General features: G+C 66.1%; 19 protein-coding genes. 10 read left to right on the top strand and 9 right to left on the bottom strand.

Features of this window, described 5'->3' with window-relative positions; translation table 11 throughout:
- Window positions 1-127: 127 nt before the first annotated feature.
- From GDH07_RS27090 to GDH07_RS27105, 5 genes are all read right to left on the bottom strand, one after another.
- Window positions 128-2,572: a TonB-dependent siderophore receptor gene (locus GDH07_RS27090; protein WP_343038347.1), complete on the bottom strand. Its 2,445-nt coding sequence runs from the start codon at window positions 2,570-2,572 to the stop codon at window positions 128-130.
- Window positions 2,573-2,668: 96 nt separating this feature from the next.
- The gene (locus GDH07_RS27095; protein ID WP_152899440.1) at window positions 2,669-3,652 is read right to left on the bottom strand and encodes a FecR family protein; all 984 of its coding nucleotides are present in this window, start codon (window positions 3,650-3,652) and stop codon (window positions 2,669-2,671) included.
- Between the two features lie 40 nt (window positions 3,653-3,692).
- The gene (locus GDH07_RS27100; RefSeq protein WP_152899441.1) at window positions 3,693-4,193 is read right to left on the bottom strand and encodes an RNA polymerase sigma factor; all 501 of its coding nucleotides are present in this window, start codon (window positions 4,191-4,193) and stop codon (window positions 3,693-3,695) included.
- 80 nt (window positions 4,194-4,273) lie between these two features.
- Complete coding sequence (locus GDH07_RS32410) at window positions 4,274-4,426, bottom strand: hypothetical protein (RefSeq protein WP_022639787.1); 153 nt, start codon at window positions 4,424-4,426, stop codon at window positions 4,274-4,276.
- The gene (locus GDH07_RS27105) at window positions 4,417-5,322 is read right to left on the bottom strand and encodes a DMT family transporter (RefSeq protein WP_152899442.1); all 906 of its coding nucleotides are present in this window, start codon (window positions 5,320-5,322) and stop codon (window positions 4,417-4,419) included. Before GDH07_RS27105 ends, GDH07_RS32410 begins: the two co-directional genes overlap by 10 nt.
- A gap of 154 nt (window positions 5,323-5,476) precedes the next feature.
- Here GDH07_RS27105 and GDH07_RS27110 point away from each other — a divergent pair, with 154 nt between their 5' ends.
- Together GDH07_RS27110 and GDH07_RS27115 are read left to right on the top strand one after the other, a co-directional pair.
- Entirely contained in the window at window positions 5,477-6,052 is a 576-nt protein-coding gene (locus tag GDH07_RS27110) for a helix-turn-helix domain-containing protein (RefSeq protein WP_022639789.1), read from the top strand.
- Between the two features lie 87 nt (window positions 6,053-6,139).
- Window positions 6,140-6,586: a hypothetical protein gene (locus GDH07_RS27115; protein ID WP_152899443.1), complete on the top strand. Its 447-nt coding sequence runs from the start codon at window positions 6,140-6,142 to the stop codon at window positions 6,584-6,586.
- Window positions 6,587-6,595: 9 nt separating this feature from the next.
- Here the strand turns inward: GDH07_RS27115 and GDH07_RS27120 are convergent, their stop codons facing one another.
- Complete coding sequence (locus tag GDH07_RS27120; RefSeq protein WP_152899444.1) at window positions 6,596-7,012, bottom strand: hypothetical protein; 417 nt, start codon at window positions 7,010-7,012, stop codon at window positions 6,596-6,598.
- 243 nt (window positions 7,013-7,255) lie between these two features.
- Window positions 7,256-8,065 (bottom strand): AraC family transcriptional regulator, encoded by an 810-nt coding sequence (locus GDH07_RS27125; protein ID WP_152899445.1) that lies wholly within the window; start codon window positions 8,063-8,065, stop codon window positions 7,256-7,258.
- Window positions 8,066-8,538: 473 nt separating this feature from the next.
- Here GDH07_RS27125 and GDH07_RS27130 point away from each other — a divergent pair, with 473 nt between their 5' ends.
- The 5 genes from GDH07_RS27130 (at window position 8,539) to GDH07_RS27150 (ending at window position 10,683) form a co-directional block, all read left to right on the top strand.
- Window positions 8,539-8,838 (top strand): YXWGXW repeat-containing protein, encoded by a 300-nt coding sequence (locus tag GDH07_RS27130; protein WP_053137324.1) that lies wholly within the window; start codon window positions 8,539-8,541, stop codon window positions 8,836-8,838.
- Window positions 8,835-9,467 carry an RNA polymerase sigma factor gene (locus GDH07_RS27135; RefSeq protein ID WP_256224249.1) on the top strand — a complete coding sequence of 211 codons (633 nt, stop codon included), beginning with the start codon at window positions 8,835-8,837 and terminating at the stop codon, window positions 9,465-9,467. The genes GDH07_RS27130 and GDH07_RS27135 overlap by 4 nt, the downstream gene beginning before the upstream one ends.
- Window positions 9,464-9,901, top strand: coding sequence for a hypothetical protein (locus GDH07_RS27140; protein WP_152899446.1), 438 nt, complete (start codon window positions 9,464-9,466; stop codon window positions 9,899-9,901). Before GDH07_RS27135 ends, GDH07_RS27140 begins: the two co-directional genes overlap by 4 nt.
- Window positions 9,898-10,377, top strand: a complete 480-nt coding sequence (locus GDH07_RS27145; RefSeq protein WP_022639797.1) for a periplasmic heavy metal sensor — start codon at window positions 9,898-9,900, stop codon at window positions 10,375-10,377. Before GDH07_RS27140 ends, GDH07_RS27145 begins: the two co-directional genes overlap by 4 nt.
- Window positions 10,378-10,470: 93 nt before the next feature.
- A complete protein-coding gene (locus tag GDH07_RS27150) occupies window positions 10,471-10,683 on the top strand; it encodes a YXWGXW repeat-containing protein (RefSeq protein WP_053137318.1) in 213 nt (70 codons plus the stop codon).
- A gap of 112 nt (window positions 10,684-10,795) precedes the next feature.
- On the opposite strand, the gene GDH07_RS27155 is transcribed toward GDH07_RS27150, so the two are convergent.
- Window positions 10,796-11,671 carry a LysR family transcriptional regulator gene (locus tag GDH07_RS27155; protein ID WP_022639802.1) on the bottom strand — a complete coding sequence of 292 codons (876 nt, stop codon included), beginning with the start codon at window positions 11,669-11,671 and terminating at the stop codon, window positions 10,796-10,798.
- A gap of 227 nt (window positions 11,672-11,898) precedes the next feature.
- Between GDH07_RS27155 and ampC the strand changes: the two genes are divergently transcribed.
- Window positions 11,899-13,071: a class C beta-lactamase gene (gene ampC, locus GDH07_RS27160; protein WP_152899447.1), complete on the top strand. Its 1,173-nt coding sequence runs from the start codon at window positions 11,899-11,901 to the stop codon at window positions 13,069-13,071.
- Between the two features lie 304 nt (window positions 13,072-13,375).
- Complete coding sequence (gene pcsA, locus GDH07_RS27165) at window positions 13,376-14,092, top strand: phosphatidylcholine synthase (RefSeq protein ID WP_085600145.1); 717 nt, start codon at window positions 13,376-13,378, stop codon at window positions 14,090-14,092.
- Window positions 14,093-14,156: 64 nt separating this feature from the next.
- Here the strand turns inward: pcsA and GDH07_RS27170 are convergent, their stop codons facing one another.
- Entirely contained in the window at window positions 14,157-14,939 is a 783-nt protein-coding gene (locus GDH07_RS27170; protein ID WP_152899449.1) for a sulfite exporter TauE/SafE family protein, read from the bottom strand.
- A 313-nt stretch (window positions 14,940-15,252) separates the two neighbouring features.
- On the opposite strand from GDH07_RS27170, the gene GDH07_RS27175 reads away from it, so the two are divergent.
- Complete coding sequence (locus GDH07_RS27175) at window positions 15,253-17,883, top strand: patatin-like phospholipase domain-containing protein (RefSeq protein ID WP_152899450.1); 2,631 nt, start codon at window positions 15,253-15,255, stop codon at window positions 17,881-17,883.
- The last annotated feature ends 1 nt before the right edge of the window (window position 17,884 follow it).

Consider the following 17,884-nt stretch of genomic DNA (forward strand, 5'->3'; position numbering starts at 1 on the left):
TGCGCACAGGGGCGCAGCATCCGCAGGCCTCGCACCCGGCCGTGCCAGGCCCGACGCGCCGACGACACCAGCGTCTGCTGCGCGGCCTGCGGCAGCGGCTACACGAAGCCAGCCGCGGCGGCACGTCTCAGAAACCGACGCTGGCCTGGACGAAGAAGGTCCGTGGCGCGCCCACGTAGATCCCCGAGTTGTTGTCGCTGGAGCGGGTGTAGTACTGGCGGTCGAAGACGTTCTTCACCCCGGCGCCCAGCTTCAGGTTCGACAACTGCGGGCCGAAGTCATAGCCACCACGGATGTTCCACAGCACATAACCGGGCATGTCGCCGTACTGGCCGTCGGCGCTGCCCTCAGTGATGTAGTTGCCGGTGAAGCTGCCGTTGCTCTTCACCCCGGTGCCTGGCGAACGCTGCCCGGACTGGGCGAAGGCATCGATGTTGTAGGTCCAGTGGTCGATGTCGTAGCGCAGCCCGAGGGTGGCCACCTGACGCGAATAGAACGGCAGGTCGCGGCCCTTGAAGCCGGGGATCTCGCCTTCGTAGCTGGCTCGGGTATAGGTGAAGCCGGCGCTGGCGGTCAGCCCTTGCAGCCGTGGGTCCAGGGCAGCGAGATCGTAGTGCATGGAGGTTTCCAGGCCCTGGTGCTTGGTGGCGCCGAGGTTGGTCCAGCCCACGTCGTTGCTGATGTATTGCAGTTCATCGTCGAAGTCGATGTAGAACAGGGTCACCTCGCCACCCCAGACATCGTCGTTGTAGCGCGTGCCGATTTCGTAGGTCTTGGCCTTTTCCGGGCTCAGGCCGTTGGCGGTCTGGTCGCCTTGGCCGCCCTGGCCCAGCTGGAAGTACTGCAGGCTGCCGAAGGAGGTCTCGTAGTTGGCGAACAGCTTCCAGGCGTCGGACAGGTGGTACATCACGCTCAGCGCCGGCAGCGCCTCGTTGCTGTCGATGCTGCGGCGCTTCTCCTGGACCCGCACGCCATCGGTGCCCGGCACCGGCCGGTCATGCCAACGGGTGCTGATGTCCTCGAAGCGGATCCCCGGGGTGATGGTCCAGTTGCCGACGTCGATCTTGTCGTCGATGTAGTAGGCATGGGCCTCGGTGCCGCCGGTGCGATCCTGGTAGACGTGGCCATCGGAATCCTTGGTCAGCACCGGCTGGTTGTTCACCAGGGCCACGCGACTGGCCTGCTCATGCATGCCTTCCTTCAGGTAGCGGTAGCCCAGGCTGACCTCCTGGGTGGTGGGCCCGAGGTCGAACACATGGGACACCCGGGGCTCGATGCCGAAGGTGTAGTAGGTGCGCGGGTAGGACACCAGGGTCTTCTGGTCGCGGGCGGCGATGTTGCTGCCGCGGAAGCTGTCGGAGTAGTAGGTCAGCACCTCGAACTGGGTACGGTCGTCCACCTGGCGCAGGTACTTGAACGACACATCCTTGCGCCGGCCACTGAAGTTGTCCCAGTCCCGGTCGGAGTCGTAGGGGTGGGCGTCGTACTGCTTCTGGGTCAAACCGCCGGGCATGTCGGCGGTGGCATCGTAGTAATGCAGGTTCAGCGAGAAATCGTCCTGGTCCGTGGGTGCCCAGTGGGTCTTGAGGATCACGTCGTCGATGTCGTTGCCATTGTTGCGCTCGCGGTAGCCGTTGCCATTGACCCCGGAATACAGCAGCGCCACCCCCAGGCCGTTGTCGGCGGTACCGCCGAGGAACGCCGTGTCGATGTGCTTCCAGCCGCCACGCTGGGAGGTTTCCAGGGTCGTGCCGATTTCCCCGGTGGCTTTCTCCGGGATGGCCCGGGTCACGAAGTTGATCACCCCACCGACGTTCTGCGGTCCGTAGCGTACCGAACCGGCGCCGCGCACCACATCGATGCTGTCCAGGTTGCCCGAGGAAATCGGTGCCATGGACAACTGCGGCTGGCCGTAGGGCGCGAAGGCCGCCGGCACACCGTCGATCAGCACCGTGGAGCGCGGCGACAGGCGCGAGGTCAGGCCGCGCACGCCGACGTTCAGGGCGATATCGCTGCCGCCGGTACCGTTGGCGTCCTGCACCTGCACCCCCGGTACCCGGCGCAACACATCGCCGACGTTCATCGCGCCCTGCTCGACCATGGCCTCGCGGCGGATCACCGTGCGTGCTCCCGGATGGTTCTGGACTTTCTCGGCATCGGCATCGGCCAACCAATCGCCCACCACGCTGATACTGGTGGAATCCAGTTGCAGGCTACCGGCGGCGGCAGCCGGGGCCGGGCTCAAGGTCACCGAGCTGCCGTCGATCCGGTACTGCAGGCCACTCCCCTGGAGCAACTGGCCCAGGGCCTGCTCCGGGGAGAGGTTGCCGTCCACCGCCGGGGCCTGCTTGCCGGCCACCAGCTCGGGGCTGAAGAACAGTTGCAGTGAAGTCTGCAAACCCAGCTGGCCCAGGGCCTGGCCCAAAGGCTGGGACTGGATGTGGATGGCATTGGTGCCCTGTGCGGCCTGGGCCTGGGGCAATGCGGCCGACACCGCCAGGGCCAGCGCCAGAGGCAGCCAGCGGCGGGTGGGCAACGGTGATACGGCAGGAAGAACGGTTATTTTTGTCACGTCGGCGGCTGTCCTGTGGATCGCACCAGGGTGCGTCTGTTAATGCAAACCAGTTGCGTTGGACAAGAAGACGACGAACTGAAAAAAAACCTGAATCTAACGGGGAAAAATTTCCTGGCTGCCGTCGGCCCGGGTGCGTACCGCCACCGGCAGGATGCTCGGCAGGGCTTTTAGCAGGGCGTCGGTGTCATCGGACTTGAATACGCTGGTCAGGCGCAACTCACCCAGCGCCGGGCTGGCCAGGTGCAACGGCTGCTGGCGGTAGCGCGCGACCTCGGCCAGCACATCGGCCAGCCGGGCGTTGTCGAACACCAGCTTGCCGTGGCGCCAGGCCGTCGAATTCTCGGGATTCACCGCGTAGGCCGTGGCCACCCGGCCCTGGGCGTCGACATGGGTCCCAAGGCCCGGGGTCAGGGTGATGAAGTCATCGGCGCCAGCCTGTCGGCCCTGGACCTTGACCCGCCCCTGGGCCACCACGACCCGGGTCTGTTGCGGGTCGCGGCGCACGTCGAAACGGGTCCCGGTCACCGTGACCTTGCCCGGGCCGGCATTCACCACGAAGGGTCGGGCGCTGTCGTGCTCGACGCTGAACAGGGCCTCGCCCTCCTCCAGCTCCACCAGGCGCTGGTCCTGGGTATAACGGACCTGAAGCCGGCTGCGGCTGTTGAGTTCGACCTGCGAGCCGTCGGGCAAGGCCACCAGGCGCCGCTCGCCCAGGGCGGTGGCGAAGCTGGCGCTATAGGAAGTCGTCGGGCCCAGGCCGCTGAACGTACCCAGGGCCACCGCCACGGCCAGCACCGCAGCGGCCGCGGCGACACGCAACCACGGGCGCCGCCTGCCGGTAGCCGCAGGCTCGGCGCACAGGGCCCGCAAGCGTGCCGCCGGCACCAGCTCGGCAGCGGCCCACAACGACTGCAGCACTTGCCACTCATGGTGGTGTTGCGGGTGTTCGGCCAGCCAGTGCTGGAAATCCGCCTGTTGCTCCTGGCTCAGCCCGGGCTCTTGCAGGCGCACGAACCACTGCGCCGCCTCATCCCGAACCTTGGCCTGTCCACAGGCACAAGCGCGGCTGTCCATCATGCGGAATCCTGTTTGGCAGAGGGTGAAGAAACCTTGCGACTCATGGCAGCGACCCATCCAGGCGCTCGCGCAGGTGCCGCAGGGTGCGGATCATATACTTTTCCACCATGTTTTTTGACAGCCCCAGGCGCTCGGCGATCTCGGCCTGGGTCAGGCCCTCGATCTTCTGCCAGACGAACACCTTGCGGCAGTTCACCGGCAATTCGCCCAGCGCCCGCTCGACGGACGCGGCCAACTGCAACGCATGCATGAAATGTTCAGGATCGCCGCTGGGCGACACGCCAAGCTGGGCCTGGTGTTCTTCCAGGCCGGCGCGCCGGTCTTCACGGCGAAAAGCATCCACGGCGATATTGCGCGCGGTCTGGTGCAGGTAGGCCCGCGGCTGTTGCACGCTGGCGGCGTCGGACTCCAGCACCCGGACGAAGGTGTCGTGGGCCAGGTCCTCGGCCTGCTGGCGATTGCGCAAGCGCCGGGTCCAGGTACCGATCAACTCTTCGTAATGCTCGAAAAAGCCTGTTCTGCGGGGCGGCTTGGCTGTCATCGCGATGCGCTGGAAAGGTGGGGCGTGAATAGTAATGCTTCGCATTAATGCCGGCAATGGACTTGCCGACCGCTCGCCTCCTAGCGGCTATAGAACCTTGGCGGTTCGACGAACAGGTGGGTTTGCCCGGCCACCAGCCAATCCCCCAGGCACGGTTGCAGGTGGGCCAGGCAGTGCAGCAACTGCCACGCCTGGGCATAGGGAAAGTCCAGCAGGCGCAGGCTCAGCCCCATGTCGCCCGGCCTTCACGGACGCTGCGCAAGCGCAGGCTCCAGCCAAGATTGAGCCCGGCGGCGGCCAGCAGGATGGCCGCGCCACCCAGGACCTGCAGCCAACCCAGGCGATGGCCGAAGACCAGCCAGTCCACCAGCACCGCCACCAGCGGATAGATGAACGACAGGGCCCCCACCAGCACCGTGGACAGCCGCTGGATGGCGCCATAGAGCAAGGTCGACATCAAGCCGGTGTGGATCACGCCGATGGTCACCAGGTAGAACCAGGCCTCGCCGGCGGGCGCTGGCAGCGAAGCCAAGGCGAAAGGCGCGCTGAGCAGCATGCCGAGCAGCATCTGCAGCAGCACGATCAACGGCGCCGGGACTTCGCGCAGATGCTTGGTGGTAGCCGCGGCGATGGCATAGAAGAAGGCCGCGCCCAGGGCCAGGAGGATTCCAAGCAGATAGTCGCCGCCGACCATTCCCGAGGCAGGCCGGGCACCGACGATGAACAGCATTCCGGCGAAGGCCAGGGCCAGCCAGCCGAGCTTGCCCGGCGTCAGGCGCTCACCGAACAGCAATGCCCCAAGGCCCACCAGCATGAACGGCTGGGTGTTGTAGACCACGGTGGCCACGGCGATCGACGCCTGGCTGTAGGCGCTGAACAACAACACCCAGTTGAGCATCAGCGCGCAACCACCCAGGGCGATCAGCGCCACCTGGCGCCCGCTCAAGCGCAAGCCTCGCAACAGGCCCAGGCCGGCGCAAGCCAGCAACATCGCCAGGGCCCCGAACACACAGCGCCAGAACACCACGACCCAGGGCGCCTGTCCCGAGCCCACCACCAGCCAGCCCACGGTGCCGGAGATGGCCATGGCCGCGAGCATTTCCAGGGTTCCGCGAGTCTTGGTCTGCATCCTGTGCTTCCTGTTGGCAGGCGCCCGGGCGCGACCCGGTATGAGAAACTCCGGGGCACGGCGAGCAATAGTCATTAAAACGAACGATAGATCGACATAATGAACAGAGCGAATTATGCCCGTCAAGCACTTCAAGGATGATTTAATAGACGATATGAACGATAAAACGAACGAAATGAACGGACTGTCCCCCATCGGCCTGCTGGCCCACGCCATCAAGCGCGAGCGCCTGAACGCCGGGTTGTCGGTCTCGGAATTGGCCAAGCGGGCCGGGGTGGCGAAGTCCACCCTGTCGCAACTGGAAGGCGGGGTGGGCAATCCCGGCATCGAGACACTGTGGGCCCTGGCCATGGCCATGGGCCTGCAAGTCACCAAGTTCCTGGAGCAGCCCGCCCCGCAACTGAAGGTGATCCGCGCGCACGAAGGCATGACCGTGCACGCCGAAGATGCGCCCTATGCCGCCACGCTGCTGGACAACTGCCCGCCCGGAGCGCAGCGCAACCTGTACCGGGTGCTCGCCCAGCCCGGCCGGCCTCGACAGTCCAGCGCCCATCCACCGGGCACGGTGGAACATGTCTTGCTGTGCCGCGGACGAGCGCTGGCCGGGCCGCTGGAACAGCCGCTGAGCCTGGAGCCCGGCGACTACATCAAGTACAGCGCCAGTACCCCGCATCTGTTCGAAGCGCTGGAACCGGACACCCTGGCCCTGGTCGTGATGGAACATCCCTGATCAGCGCAACGCGCTTGGACGGCACAGGTATTTATCTGTGCCGTCGAGTCTGGAATCATGCCCCTCTCCCTACAGGATCGAGCCCCGATGCCATTTCTACCGCGCCTGGCCACCACCCTGCTCGGGGTGCTGCTGGGCAGCCTGGCCGCCCACGCCGCCCAGGCTCCCGAACCGCATATCTACTACAGCCTGGTGCCCGGGCATTACCTGTTCATCGGCAAGGAGCCCGACGGCGGCCCGACATATTCCGGCACGGCGGTGATCCGCTTCGAAAACCAGGCCCTGACCCTGATCAAGACTCTCAATGGCCAGACCACCACGGCCATCGGCAAGGTGGAGCGGGCGGTGATGGGCGAGGCCGAAGTGTTGCGCTTCAGCTGGCCGGGGCACAGTTCCACCTGCCTGGTGCGCGGTGACCTGGACAACTACTCGCGCCTGACCTGCTACTGGATCAAGGCCGGGATCGAGCACCTGGAGCCTGGCCTGGAAGCCTACTTCCCGACAGAAACCTGGCCCGGCCACCAGCACGAGTGATGCCCGCCCCTACCAGTTGTGCTGGTTGTTGCGTGACGGGGTGAGCAGGCGCTGGGCCAGGTGCGCCGCCGCCAATGGCGATGCGCTGTGCAACAGCGGATACCCCCAGAACTTCTCGTAATTGCCGGCAAAGGCCTCGACCCCGGCCTGGGCCTCGGGCTCCGGGGCGACCACGATCATCGCCTTGATCCAACGCCGCAGCGCCGCCTTGTGGCGCTTCATCCACAACGATCCCTGCTTGAGCAAGGCCAGGCTCTGCTCGCTGGCGCGCTCTTGCGGATCTGGCATGCCCTCGCTCAACAAGACGAAGGCATGGCCGCGCTCCATGAGTTGCTCGAGTTGCTGGAAGGGGTCGATTTCAAGGCCCGGACCGGGGGCGGCGTGACGCATCCAGACCAGGGGAAAATGCTGGTGATCGAAGTACATGGGACACCTCATGATGGCTTTCAAACAAGAATGCTTATCATCTTCGAGAGGCAATCTGTCCGCATCAGTCAATATCGACAAGTTATTGATCAATCCAGCCAAAGATCACCACCAGGCCGCCGCGTCGTGTAGCCGCTGCCGCAGGCTGCGCACGGGCGCGTAGCACCGGTAAATCCCGGGTGTCCGATTGGGCGGGCGCCGCCTCGCAGGCTCGGCGGCTACAGGAATAGGTGTGAAGCGAAATTACAGGTCGCTGTCCAGGACCTGGCGGCGCTCGGCGAAAAAACGCCCGGGCGGCTGGCCCACGGCCTTCTTGAACATGCGAATGAAGGCACTGGCGCTGTCATAACCCAGGGTCAGCGCCACCCGCTCCACCGAATCGCCGCGTCCCAGTTGCTTGAGCCCCAGCAGGATATGCAGCTGGCGCTGCCAGCGCCCGAAACTCAGGCCGGTTTCGGCCAGGATCAAGCGGCTCAGGCTGCGCTCGCTGAGACCGATCAGCTCGCCCCACTGCTCCAGGCTCAGGCGCTGCTGCGGCTGTTCGAGAATCTGCTGGGCCAGGCGGCGCAGTTGCCCATGCCGGGGCATGGGCAGGTGGATCTGCTCCCGTGGGGCAACGGCCAGCTCGTCCAGGGCCACCGCCATCAATCGCCCCTGGGCGCCATCCAGGTCGTAGAGCTGCGGCAACTGCGCACAACGGCGCAACAGCTCCTGCAACAAGGGTGAGACCGCCAGGGTACAGCAGGCAGCGGGCAGGTCCCGAGCCTGCTCCGGCTCGACGAACAGGCAGTAACCCTGGGCATGCTCCAGCCCCTGGACCCGGTGCGCGACCGCGCTGGGAATCCATACGGCGCATTGCGGCGGCGCCAACCACAGGCCCTCGGCGCTTTCGCAACTGAGCACCCCGGCCAGGGGGAACAACAACTGCGCCTTGCGGTGGCTATGCCAGGGTCGCTCCCAGCGCTCCTCCTGGGCCGAGATGCGCAAGGCGCAAACCGGACGCGGGATGGCGTCCGGGTCCTGAAGCTCATCCTGCTGGTCGAATTCGAGCATCTCGCTCCCTGCAACGGTTGCATCGGTTGCCCGCCGCCCCTGTGGGCTGCATGGCAAGGCCGGCCATTGTGCCGGGGGGCCAGCCCTTAGCCAACCACGGCGCGGCCCGAGGCGGGGCTAGCGGTAGTAGCCATAGCGGTAGCAACAATGATGATAGTGCCCGGGGTACACCACGCAGCCGCCCAGGGACAGCAGGGTGGCCATGACCAACAGCAGTGCGATACGACGCGACATGATCGATTCCTCGTGGGTTGCTCGGTATTGCCGGAGGATGTGCCCCGGATACCCCTTGAACGTCCCGGCCGCGGCCTTTCCGTCGCCCTGGCGAGAAACTTTCTCGCCGTTGCCAGGCTGAATCCGGGTTGAACCATCCGCCAAAAAATATTTCATCGCGCCGCGACGGATTGCGCCGCCATCTATCGTTGAACCCATCAGCTGCGTTCATCAGCCAACGCAGGTCTGAAGGAGTCATCATGAAGCTCGCCCGTTTCCTGCTGCTGGTCCCCCTGGCGTTCAGCGCCCTGGCCAGCAGTCCCTCGTTCGCCCAGACCGTGATCATCCAGCAAGCCCCGCCCCCCCTGCGCTACGAAGCAGCCCCGGGGGCCCGCCCTGGCTACGCCTGGGATCGCGGCCATTGGCGCTGGCATGGGCGTGGCTACGCCTGGGTGCCGGGCCACTGGCAGCCGGTGATGCGCCGTGGCCAGTGGGTCCCCGGGCATTGGCAGGCCCGAGGGCCGAACTGGTACTGGATCGAAGGCCACTGGGTCCGCTGAGCTGTCGTCACAGGAACTGCCCCGCCACCGGACCGAGAACCGCCCATTTGAACGATACCGACCCGGACCTGGAACTGCTGGCCCGCATCGGCAACAACGAAGCCCAGGCCGTGAAAGAAATGGTCACCCGCAAGCTGCCGCGCCTGCTGGCCCTGGCCGGCCGCCTGCTGGGAGATGCCGACGAAGCCCGGGACATCGCCCAGGAGAGTTTCCTGCGGATCTGGAAACAGGCGGCCAGTTGGCGCAACGAGCAAGCGCGCTTCGATACCTGGCTGCACCGGGTCGCGCTGAACCTGTGCTACGACCGCCTGCGCCGGCGCAAGGAACACTTGAGCATCGATGCCGAACAGGCCGTCGAGCTCGCCGATGACGCGCCACTGCCCCTCGCCCAGCTGGAAGCCGAGGCCGAGGACCGACGCATGGCCTGGGCCCTGCAGCAGCTACCGGAACGCCAGCGTGAGGCGATCGTCCTGCAGTACTACCAGGAGCTGTCCAACATCGAGGCCGCGGCGCTGATGCACATCAGCGTCGAGGCCCTGGAAAGCCTGCTGTCGCGGGCCCGGCGCAATTTGCGCAGCCACCTCGCCGAGCCCCCCGGCGCGGACCTCTCAGGAAGGAGAACACCATGACCCCCGAACGTTTTGTGCAGCTGGCCGACGCCTATGGAGCCGACCTGGGTCGCTGGCCCGCCGGCGAGCGTGAGGCAGCCCGCGAAGTACTGGACTCGGGCCACCCGCAGGCCTTCGCGGCCCTGCAGCAGGCGGACTGGCTCGACCGCCGCCTCGACCGCCATCCGGTGCCCAAGCCGAGCCCGGAGCTGGTCCGGCGCATCATCGCCAGCGCGGCGCCCTACCAGCGTCGCGCCTCGTTCTGGGGGCGTCATCACACCTGGCTGGCGTCCCTGGGATGGGCCGGAGTGGGCCTGAGCGGGATAGCCGCAGGCATGCTCGCCGTGGCCCTGAGCCTGCCGCTGCCGCATTCCAGCGAAGCCCTGCCCAGCGTCTTCGACCAGAGCGACGCGGAATTCGTCCTGAGCATCAATACCGAGGAGGCCGAGCAGTGAACCTGTCCCCACGTCCCTGGAAAACCTTCCTGGTGCTGTCGCTGCTGCTCAACGTGTTCCTGATCGGCGGTGTGGCCGGCGGGCTCTACCAGTGGTTGGGCCAGCCCCGGCCGGTGCAAGCCCTGGCCGTCCCCCAGCACGGCCTGCGCCAGGCCATGGCGCAACTGCCGCAGGAACGCCGGCGAGAATTGCGCCAGCTGTTGCGCCAAACCCGCAACGACAGCCAGCCACTGCTGCTGGCCGGGCGCGAGGCACGCCAGGCGGTGGTCCGCGAACTGCAGGCCGAGCCGCTGGACCGCAACGCCCTGGACGCCGAACTGGGCAGGTCGCGGGACGCCGACATGGCCTTGCGGGCTCGGGTCGACGAAGCCCTCGCGCAATTTGCCGGCAGCCTGTCGCTCCAGGAACGCCAGCACCTGGTGGAATCGATGCACCTGCGGGGGCCTGGGAAAAACCGCGCGGCACTGGGCAACTGAACCACCAGCGACGGATTTCCTGCTGCCCCACGTTCAATCAGCAACGGCCCATCAATGTGGCGGGCCGGCTATTCATATTCAGGAAACCTGACCATGTATCGCGTCCTGCAAAGCCTTCTGATCGCCACCCTGCTCGGCACCACCCTGGCCGGTTGTGTCGTTGCCCCGGCGCACCCGCGTCGGCCACCCCCGCCGATCGTCGAAGTGGTACCGGTGGCGCCAGCACCGGGCTACCACTGGGTCGCCGGGCATTACCGCTGGCGCGCTGACCAATGGGTCTGGGTACCCGGTCATTGGCGCTACTGAACGATGGGACAGTGCTTGGGCTAGCGACAGCAGCGACCGCAAGTACAAGGTGGCCTGGTCGATCGCTGAAGGCCCCGCGGGCCTTGGCCCAGCCTCGCAGGCTCGGCAGCGGCTAGGGGGCAGCCTGCTCCAGCAACCAGCCCTTGAAGATGCTCATGGCCGCGGTTTCCGTGCGGGATTGCAGGCGGGTCAGCCAGTAGCTGCCGGTGACGATGCCCACCGCAAAGGGTTGCTCTATCGCGCCGCTGGCCAGTTGTCGCTCGAACATCATCGGCGGCGCCAGGGCCACGCCCAAGCCTTGCAGGGCCGCTTCGAGCATGCCCAGGGACGAATCGAAGACGATGCTTTGCGGCAACAGCGTATTGCTCCCGAGGCCCGCGGCCTCGAACCACTGCGGCCATTCATCGGTGCGATAGGAACGCAGCAGGGTCTGGCCCAGCAAGTCCGCCGGGGCCTGCAACTGGCGGGCGATCTCCGGCACGCACAACACCGACAGCGGCGCTTGCATCAACTGCAACGCCTCGGTGCCGTGCCAGGCCCCGCTGCCGAAGCGGATGGCATAGTCCAGGCCCTCGGCGGCCACGTCCACCCGGTTGTTGTTGGTGCTCAGGCGTAGATCGATATAGGGAAAGCGCGCCTGGAAATCCCCCAGACGTGGCAACAACCAGCCCACGGCGAAGGTGCCCACCGCCCCCACCGTCAGCACCTCGCGATAGTGGCCGCCATCGAAGCGCCCCAGGGTCTGGGCGATGCGGTCGAAGCATTCGCGCAGCACCGGCAGCAGCGTCTCGCCCTCGCTGGTGAGCATCAGCCCCCGGGGCAGGCGCTTGAACAGGGTGACGTTGAGCTGGGCCTCCAGGCTCTTGACCTGGTGGCTGACGGCAGCCTGGGTCACGCACAGTTCGATGGCCGCGCGGGTGAAGCTCAAGTGACGCGCGGAAGCCTCGAAGGCGCGCAGGGCATTGAGGGGTAGATGAGGTCTGAGCATATTAGAGCCTTAGTTTTTCTAATGGCTAGCGCGAGATATCGTCGTTTGTCGATCCTACGCAGACTGCCTAAATTTGGCGTCGCTCGTGCGACCTGCACGCTGTCCTTCCCTGCCAGGAAAGATCCACGGGCCTTGCGCAGCGGAGCGTTCAAACCGCTCACGCAAACCGCAGAGCCGCTTGGAAGCCTGCGGCCAACACCACTAAAAAACATGGAAAACCAATAATCATGCGGCAAACAACCTTGACCGGATTGACCATGATCAGCGCCTGCGCGCTGCTCGTCCTCGCGCCCCACGCCCTGGCCGAAACCAGCCCCGAGCACGCGCTGAAAGCCACGGTGGATGCCACCATCCGCCCCCTGATGCACCAGCAGGGTATCCCCGGCATGGCGGTGGCGATCATCGCTGGCGGCCAGCGACATTACTTTAACTACGGCATCGCTTCCAAGGACAATCAGCGACCGGTGGACAACGACACCCTGTTCGAGGTGGGTTCGGTGAGCAAGACCTTCACCGCGACCCTCGGCGGTTATGCCCAGGCCAGCGGCAAGCTGGCCCTGCAAGACCCCGCCAGCCAGTACTTGCCGGCCCTGCGCGGCAGCGTCTTCGACGGCGTCAGCCTGTTGCAGCTGGCCACCTACACTGCTGGCGGCCTGCCGCTGCAGTTCCCCGATGAAGTCCAGGGCGAGGCCAAGACCCTGGACTACTACAACACCTGGAAACCCCGCTTCGAACCCGGCACCCAGCGCCAGTATTCCAACCCCAGCATCGGCCTGTTCGGCTACCTGGCCGCCCGTAGCCTGGGCCAGCCATTCGACCAGTTGATGGAAGGCTTGCTGTTTCCCAAACTGGCCCTCAAGCACAGCTACCTCCACGTGCCCAAGGACCAGCTGGAGCACTACGCCCAGGGCTACGACAAGCAGAACCGGCCAGTGCGCGTCGGGCCCGGCCCCCTGGACGCCGAAGCCTACGGGGTCAAGACCAGCGCCCCGGACCTGCTGCAGTTCGTTGCCGACAACCTGCAACCGGGGCAGCTCGACGGCACCCTGCAAAAGGCCCTGGCCAGTACCCAAAGCGGCTACTACCAGGTGGGCGACATGACCCAGGGGCTGGGCTGGGAGCGTTACGCCTACCCCGTGCCCCTGGCGCGGCTGATGGCCGGTAACTCGACACCGATGGCCCTGGAGCCGCATCCGGTGCAATGGCTGACCCCGGCCCAGCCGCCCAAGGCCGACGCGCTGTACAACAAGACCGGCTCCACCAACGGCTTCGGCGCCTACGTCCTGTTCGTACCTGGCCAGCAGGTGGGCATCGTGCTGCTGGCCAACAAGAACTACCCCAACGAGGAACGGATCAAGGCCGCCCACAAGATCCTCGACGCCCTGGATAGCCCACGCTAAGGGCGCCCCTCGACGCCCCTCGAGCCAGGCGCCACGGGCCGGCAACGGCTACGTGGCGCCTGGCTTGTCGCCTTGGCCAAGGCGCCTAGACTCAATGAATCCCCTCGACCGTTTACCTAGGCAAGGTTGGCCAACGGCGGCTCGGCTGTACCAAGACCGAGTCCGCAAACCCGCAGATTTGCAGGCGCAGGCTTGCACGCTGAACCTTCCACGCCGCTTTCCGGTCGATAACTGCAACCGGGCCCGGGTTGCCAGCGTGCTGCAGGCAACCGGCCAGGTATCCAAGCCGCCGGAGAGACGCCCCGTGATCACGACAATGCAAATCGCCAGAATCAAAGCCTGGGGCGCCCATGGCTTCACCGCTACCGGAGTGGTCAGCGCCCTGCTGGCGACCCTGGCGCTGTTCGACAACCAGCCCAAGGCCTGCCTGCTGTGGCTGGGAGTGGCGCTCTTGGTGGATGGCGTCGACGGTTCCCTGGCCCGCAAGGTCAAGACCAGTTCGGTGCTGCCCAACATCGACGGCTCGGTGCTGGATCTGGTGATCGACTACCTGACCTACGTGTTCATCCCGGCGCTGTTCATCTATCGCTACATTCCGCTGCCGGAATACAGCGCCTTGCTGGCCACCTCGCTGATCCTGCTGTCGTCGCTCTTGTGTTTCTGCAACGTCAACATGAAGAGCCACGACAACTACTTCCAGGGCTTTCCCGCCGCCTGGAACGTAGTCGCGCTGTGTTTCTACCTGATCGAGCCGGGCCCCTGGACCACCCTCTTGAGCATCTTCGTCCTGGCCCTGCTGACGGCTACCCGGGTGCAGTTCCTGCATCCGTTCCGGGTCCGCAAGTGGATGCCGGTGAACATCATCGTGACCTTCGTCTGGCTGCTCAGCGGCGCCTTGCTGATCCTCGGCCACCCGCAGCACAACCCGGCGATCATGGGCCTGTGGCTGGCCGCTTCGGCCTACTTCCTCGGGATCTGCCTATGGCGCTCGGCGCAGGAGTGGCTGGGCAAGGCTTCTTGAGGCGACGCTGAGCCTGGCGCCCAGCACGGATGATCGCCGGGCAAGAATGGCCCGGCGCGAAAGCTCAGAACGCCAGCTTGTAGCCGATGGAGAACAGCATCACCGCCAGGCACGGGCGCAGGAGTTCATCGGAGACCCGGCCAGTCATGTGGCTGCCCAGCCAGATGCCCGGCAGCGAGCCTATCAGCAGGAACCCCAGGAGCTCCCAGTCCATGTTGCCCATGCTGGCGTGGCCCAGGCCCGCCACCAGGGTCAGGGGCACGGCGTGGGCGATCTCGGTGCCCACCAGGCGCTTGGTGGCCAGGAACGGATAGAGCAGGAACAGCGCCACGGTGCCCAGGGCCCCGGCGCCGATGGAAGTCAGCGCGACCATGGTGCCCAGGATCAACCCGGTGACCACGGTCAGAAGATTCAGGCCGCCGGCGCTGGGGCGGTAGTCGCCGCCGTGGCGCTGGGCTAAGGCCATGAGTTTTTTCTTGAACACGATGGCCAGGGCAGTCAGCAGCAGGACCACGCCCAGACCTTGCTTGATCACCGCGTTCAGCGACTGCGGATCGGTATGCAGGTTCTTCAGGAACCACAAGGTCAGCAGCACCGCCGGCACGCTGCCCAGGGTCAGCCAACCGGTGATGCGCCAATCGATATTGCGGTTCTTCTGGTGCACCAGCACCCCACCGGACTTGGTGATGGCGGCGTACAGCAGGTCGGTACCCACGGCGGTGGCCGGATTGATGCCGAACCACAGCAGGATCGGGGTCATCAACGACCCGCCGCCCACTCCGGTCATACCCACGATGAAGCCGACGATCAGGCCTGCGACGACAAAACCGAAATTACCCACATCCATCAAATAAAGCCCTACAGATCATGCGGCCAGGTGAAAAACTGGCGGCAGCATAGCGGCTAAAGCTTATGACCATTTATATGAATAAAATCTAACGTTATAACCACCTTTGAATTTTCCATGCACCCGGCGCATGCCAACCCCGCTCCGCTTGCATACTGCGCACCACCGGACCTTGCGTCGTCCCGCTGCCACGCTCGGTCCGGAAGTGGCGTCCCAGGGCCCGGCTGCATACCCGGGCCCTGGCATCCGGTATCCTGCTCGGCGCTTGCCGGGGCGCCCGGCGCAGCGCTCCCTGCGTATCCAAGGAAGGCCCATGACACCCGCCGATACTCCCTACCAGATCGAACAGCAACGCATCCGCTTCAGGCGCCTGAGCTTGCAAGAATCCGCCACGGAGCAGCAGCCACCCCTGGAAAACTGGGGCCTGGCGCTGTCCGGCGGCGGCATCCGCAGCGCCACCTTCGGCCTTGGGGTCCTGCAGGCGCTGGCCCGGGCACCGGTCCCCGACGCCCATCAGGCGAACCCCGAACAGCCTTCGGCCAACACCGAGGAACGTAGCTTGCTGTCGCGGTTCGACTACCTGTCCACGGTCAGTGGCGGCGGTTACATCGGCAGTTTCTTTTCCAGCCTGTTCCTGCCCGGCCGCCTGCGCCCTGCGGACTCCCGTGACCCGGTGGGCCAGGCCGCCCGCGACGCCTACCAGGCCCTGCGCTTCGAACCACCGGGGCGCATCAGCACCGGCGTCGACTATGCCGAGCGCCCGGTCGGCCAGGGGCCTACGGCCTGGCTGCGGGAAAACGGTCGCTACCTGACCCCGACCGGCGCCGGCGACATGCTCTACGCCCTGGCCATGACTTGGCGCAACTGGTTGTCGCTGCACGCCATGCTCGGCCTGCCGATCGTGCTGGTGCTCAGTTTGCTGAGCCTGTTCCAGGTGCTGAGCCAAAGCAGCCTCTTGCTCTGGCCGCTGATGGCCGCGTTGCTCTTCGCCCTGCCCTGCGCCGTGGCTTATTGGCTGGTGATTCCCCGGGGCGACCTGGACCAGCCGCCGCGCCTGGACAACGCGGCCTACCGCAGCCTGCTGGCGCTGGTCGCCGGCCTGTGGCTGGCTGGCGGCCTGGCCGATAGCGTGGCCCAGTGGCATGGCGTGGGCGTCCTGGCCCTGGCCGCCGCCCTGGTGGGCAGCAATGCACTGCTGATCACCCGCCAACTGGTGCGCAACCTGGCCAACAACCGCGATCCGGGCAAGGACAGTACCTGCCAGAACTGCGTGCGCAATTACCGGGTGCAGGTCACCCGGGCCTTGGGCCGGGCCATGGCCGCGGTGGCGTTGCTGGTGTTCCTCGCCCTGCTGGTGAGCAGCGCCGAGCTGCTGTATGGCTACTTGCAGGCCTACCGGACCCTGGGCGCCATGGCCCTGCTGGCGCTGGTGATGTGGCTGGTGCGGCGGCTGGTGCTGCTCAAGGACGAGAAACCGTTGCCAGGCTGGATGCGCAAGCTGCCGCTGGATGTACTGGCGCTGATCGCCGGCGGCCTGCTGCTGGCCCTGCTGTGCCTGGGCTGGGCCCTGCTGGTGCAGTGGGTGGCCCACGACGGTGGCAGGGTGGCCTACGACGCGGCGGCGGCCTGGCGCCTGCTGGGACTGAGCCTGCTGACGGCGCTGCTGGTGTGCGTCAGCGGCCGCTTCATCGGCTTTCTCAATACCTCGTCGCTACAGGCCTTCTATAGCGCCCGGCTGACCCGGGCCTACCTCGGCGCCTCCAATGGCCGGCGTTTCAACGGCCCGGCGCAGCAACGCCGGACCTACCTGAGCGTGGCCGAGCCGATGTCCAGCGACGACCTGTCGTTGCAGCAGTACTACGCCACGCCAAGCGCCGGACCGGTGCACCTGATCAATGTCACCATGAACCTCACGGTGGACCCCGCCGAACAGCTGGTACAGCGCGATCGCAAGGGCCAGCCGCTGTGCATCGCCCCGAACTGGGCGCCCGCCCTGGACGGTAGCTGCGCCCCCTGCGACGGCCCGGCCGAAGGCTACACCCTGGACGGCAAGCCCTACCGCCGCGACCTGCAACAGGCCCCAGCCTCGGAGATCATGCTGCCCTTGAGCCTGGGCGGATGGATCGGCGTGTCCGGCGCGGCCTTCAGTACCGGGCTGGGGCGAGCCACCAGCCTGGGCATGTCGCTGGTACTGGGCCTGGCCAACGTGCGCCTGGGCATCTGGTGGCCCAGCCGCTTCCTCGATCCCGGCCAGCAGCACTGGGTGCGCCAGGATCTCAAGCCCTGGACCTACTACAGCACCCAGGCTTATCTGTTCTACGAACTGACGGCGCGTTTCCACGGGCATCGCCGCGATTACCAATACCTGTCCGACGGTGGGCACTTCGAGAACACCGCCACCTACGAACTGCTGCGCCAGGAACGCCAGGTACGACTGATCGTGACCTGCGACAGCGGCTGCGATCCGGACTACCGCTTCGATGACCTGGCCAACCTGGTGCGCCTGGCGCGTATCGACCAGGCCCTGGAGATCCGCGAGGACCCGGGCGTGCTCCAGCATCCACTGCTCAAGACGGTGTTCGCCAGCCAGGAGCAGTTCCGCCAGCCACCGGACGCCGACAGCCGCCAGTGCGCGCTACTGCTCAATGTGCATGCCCATGCGCCGGGTTGCGAGAGCGGCATCGCCGCCCAGCCCCATTGCCGGATCCTGGTGCTCAAGCCGCGCCTGATCGCCGGGCTGGCCCCCGACGTGCGCAATTACGCCCGCAACAACCCGGGCTTTCCCAACCAGAGCACCGTGGACCAGTTCTTCGACGAAGCGCAGTTCGAAAGCTACCGGCAACTGGGCCTGGAGATCGGCCAGACGCTGTTCGGCCAGGAGGGACAAGCCAACGAGATAGCCCAGGCCCTGTGGCGCTATCTCGATGGTGAAGCAGCGCTCTAGC

This window comes from Pseudomonas piscis, from assembly GCF_009380155.1.
Taxonomy (GTDB): Bacteria; Pseudomonadota; Gammaproteobacteria; order Pseudomonadales; family Pseudomonadaceae; genus Aquipseudomonas; species Aquipseudomonas piscis.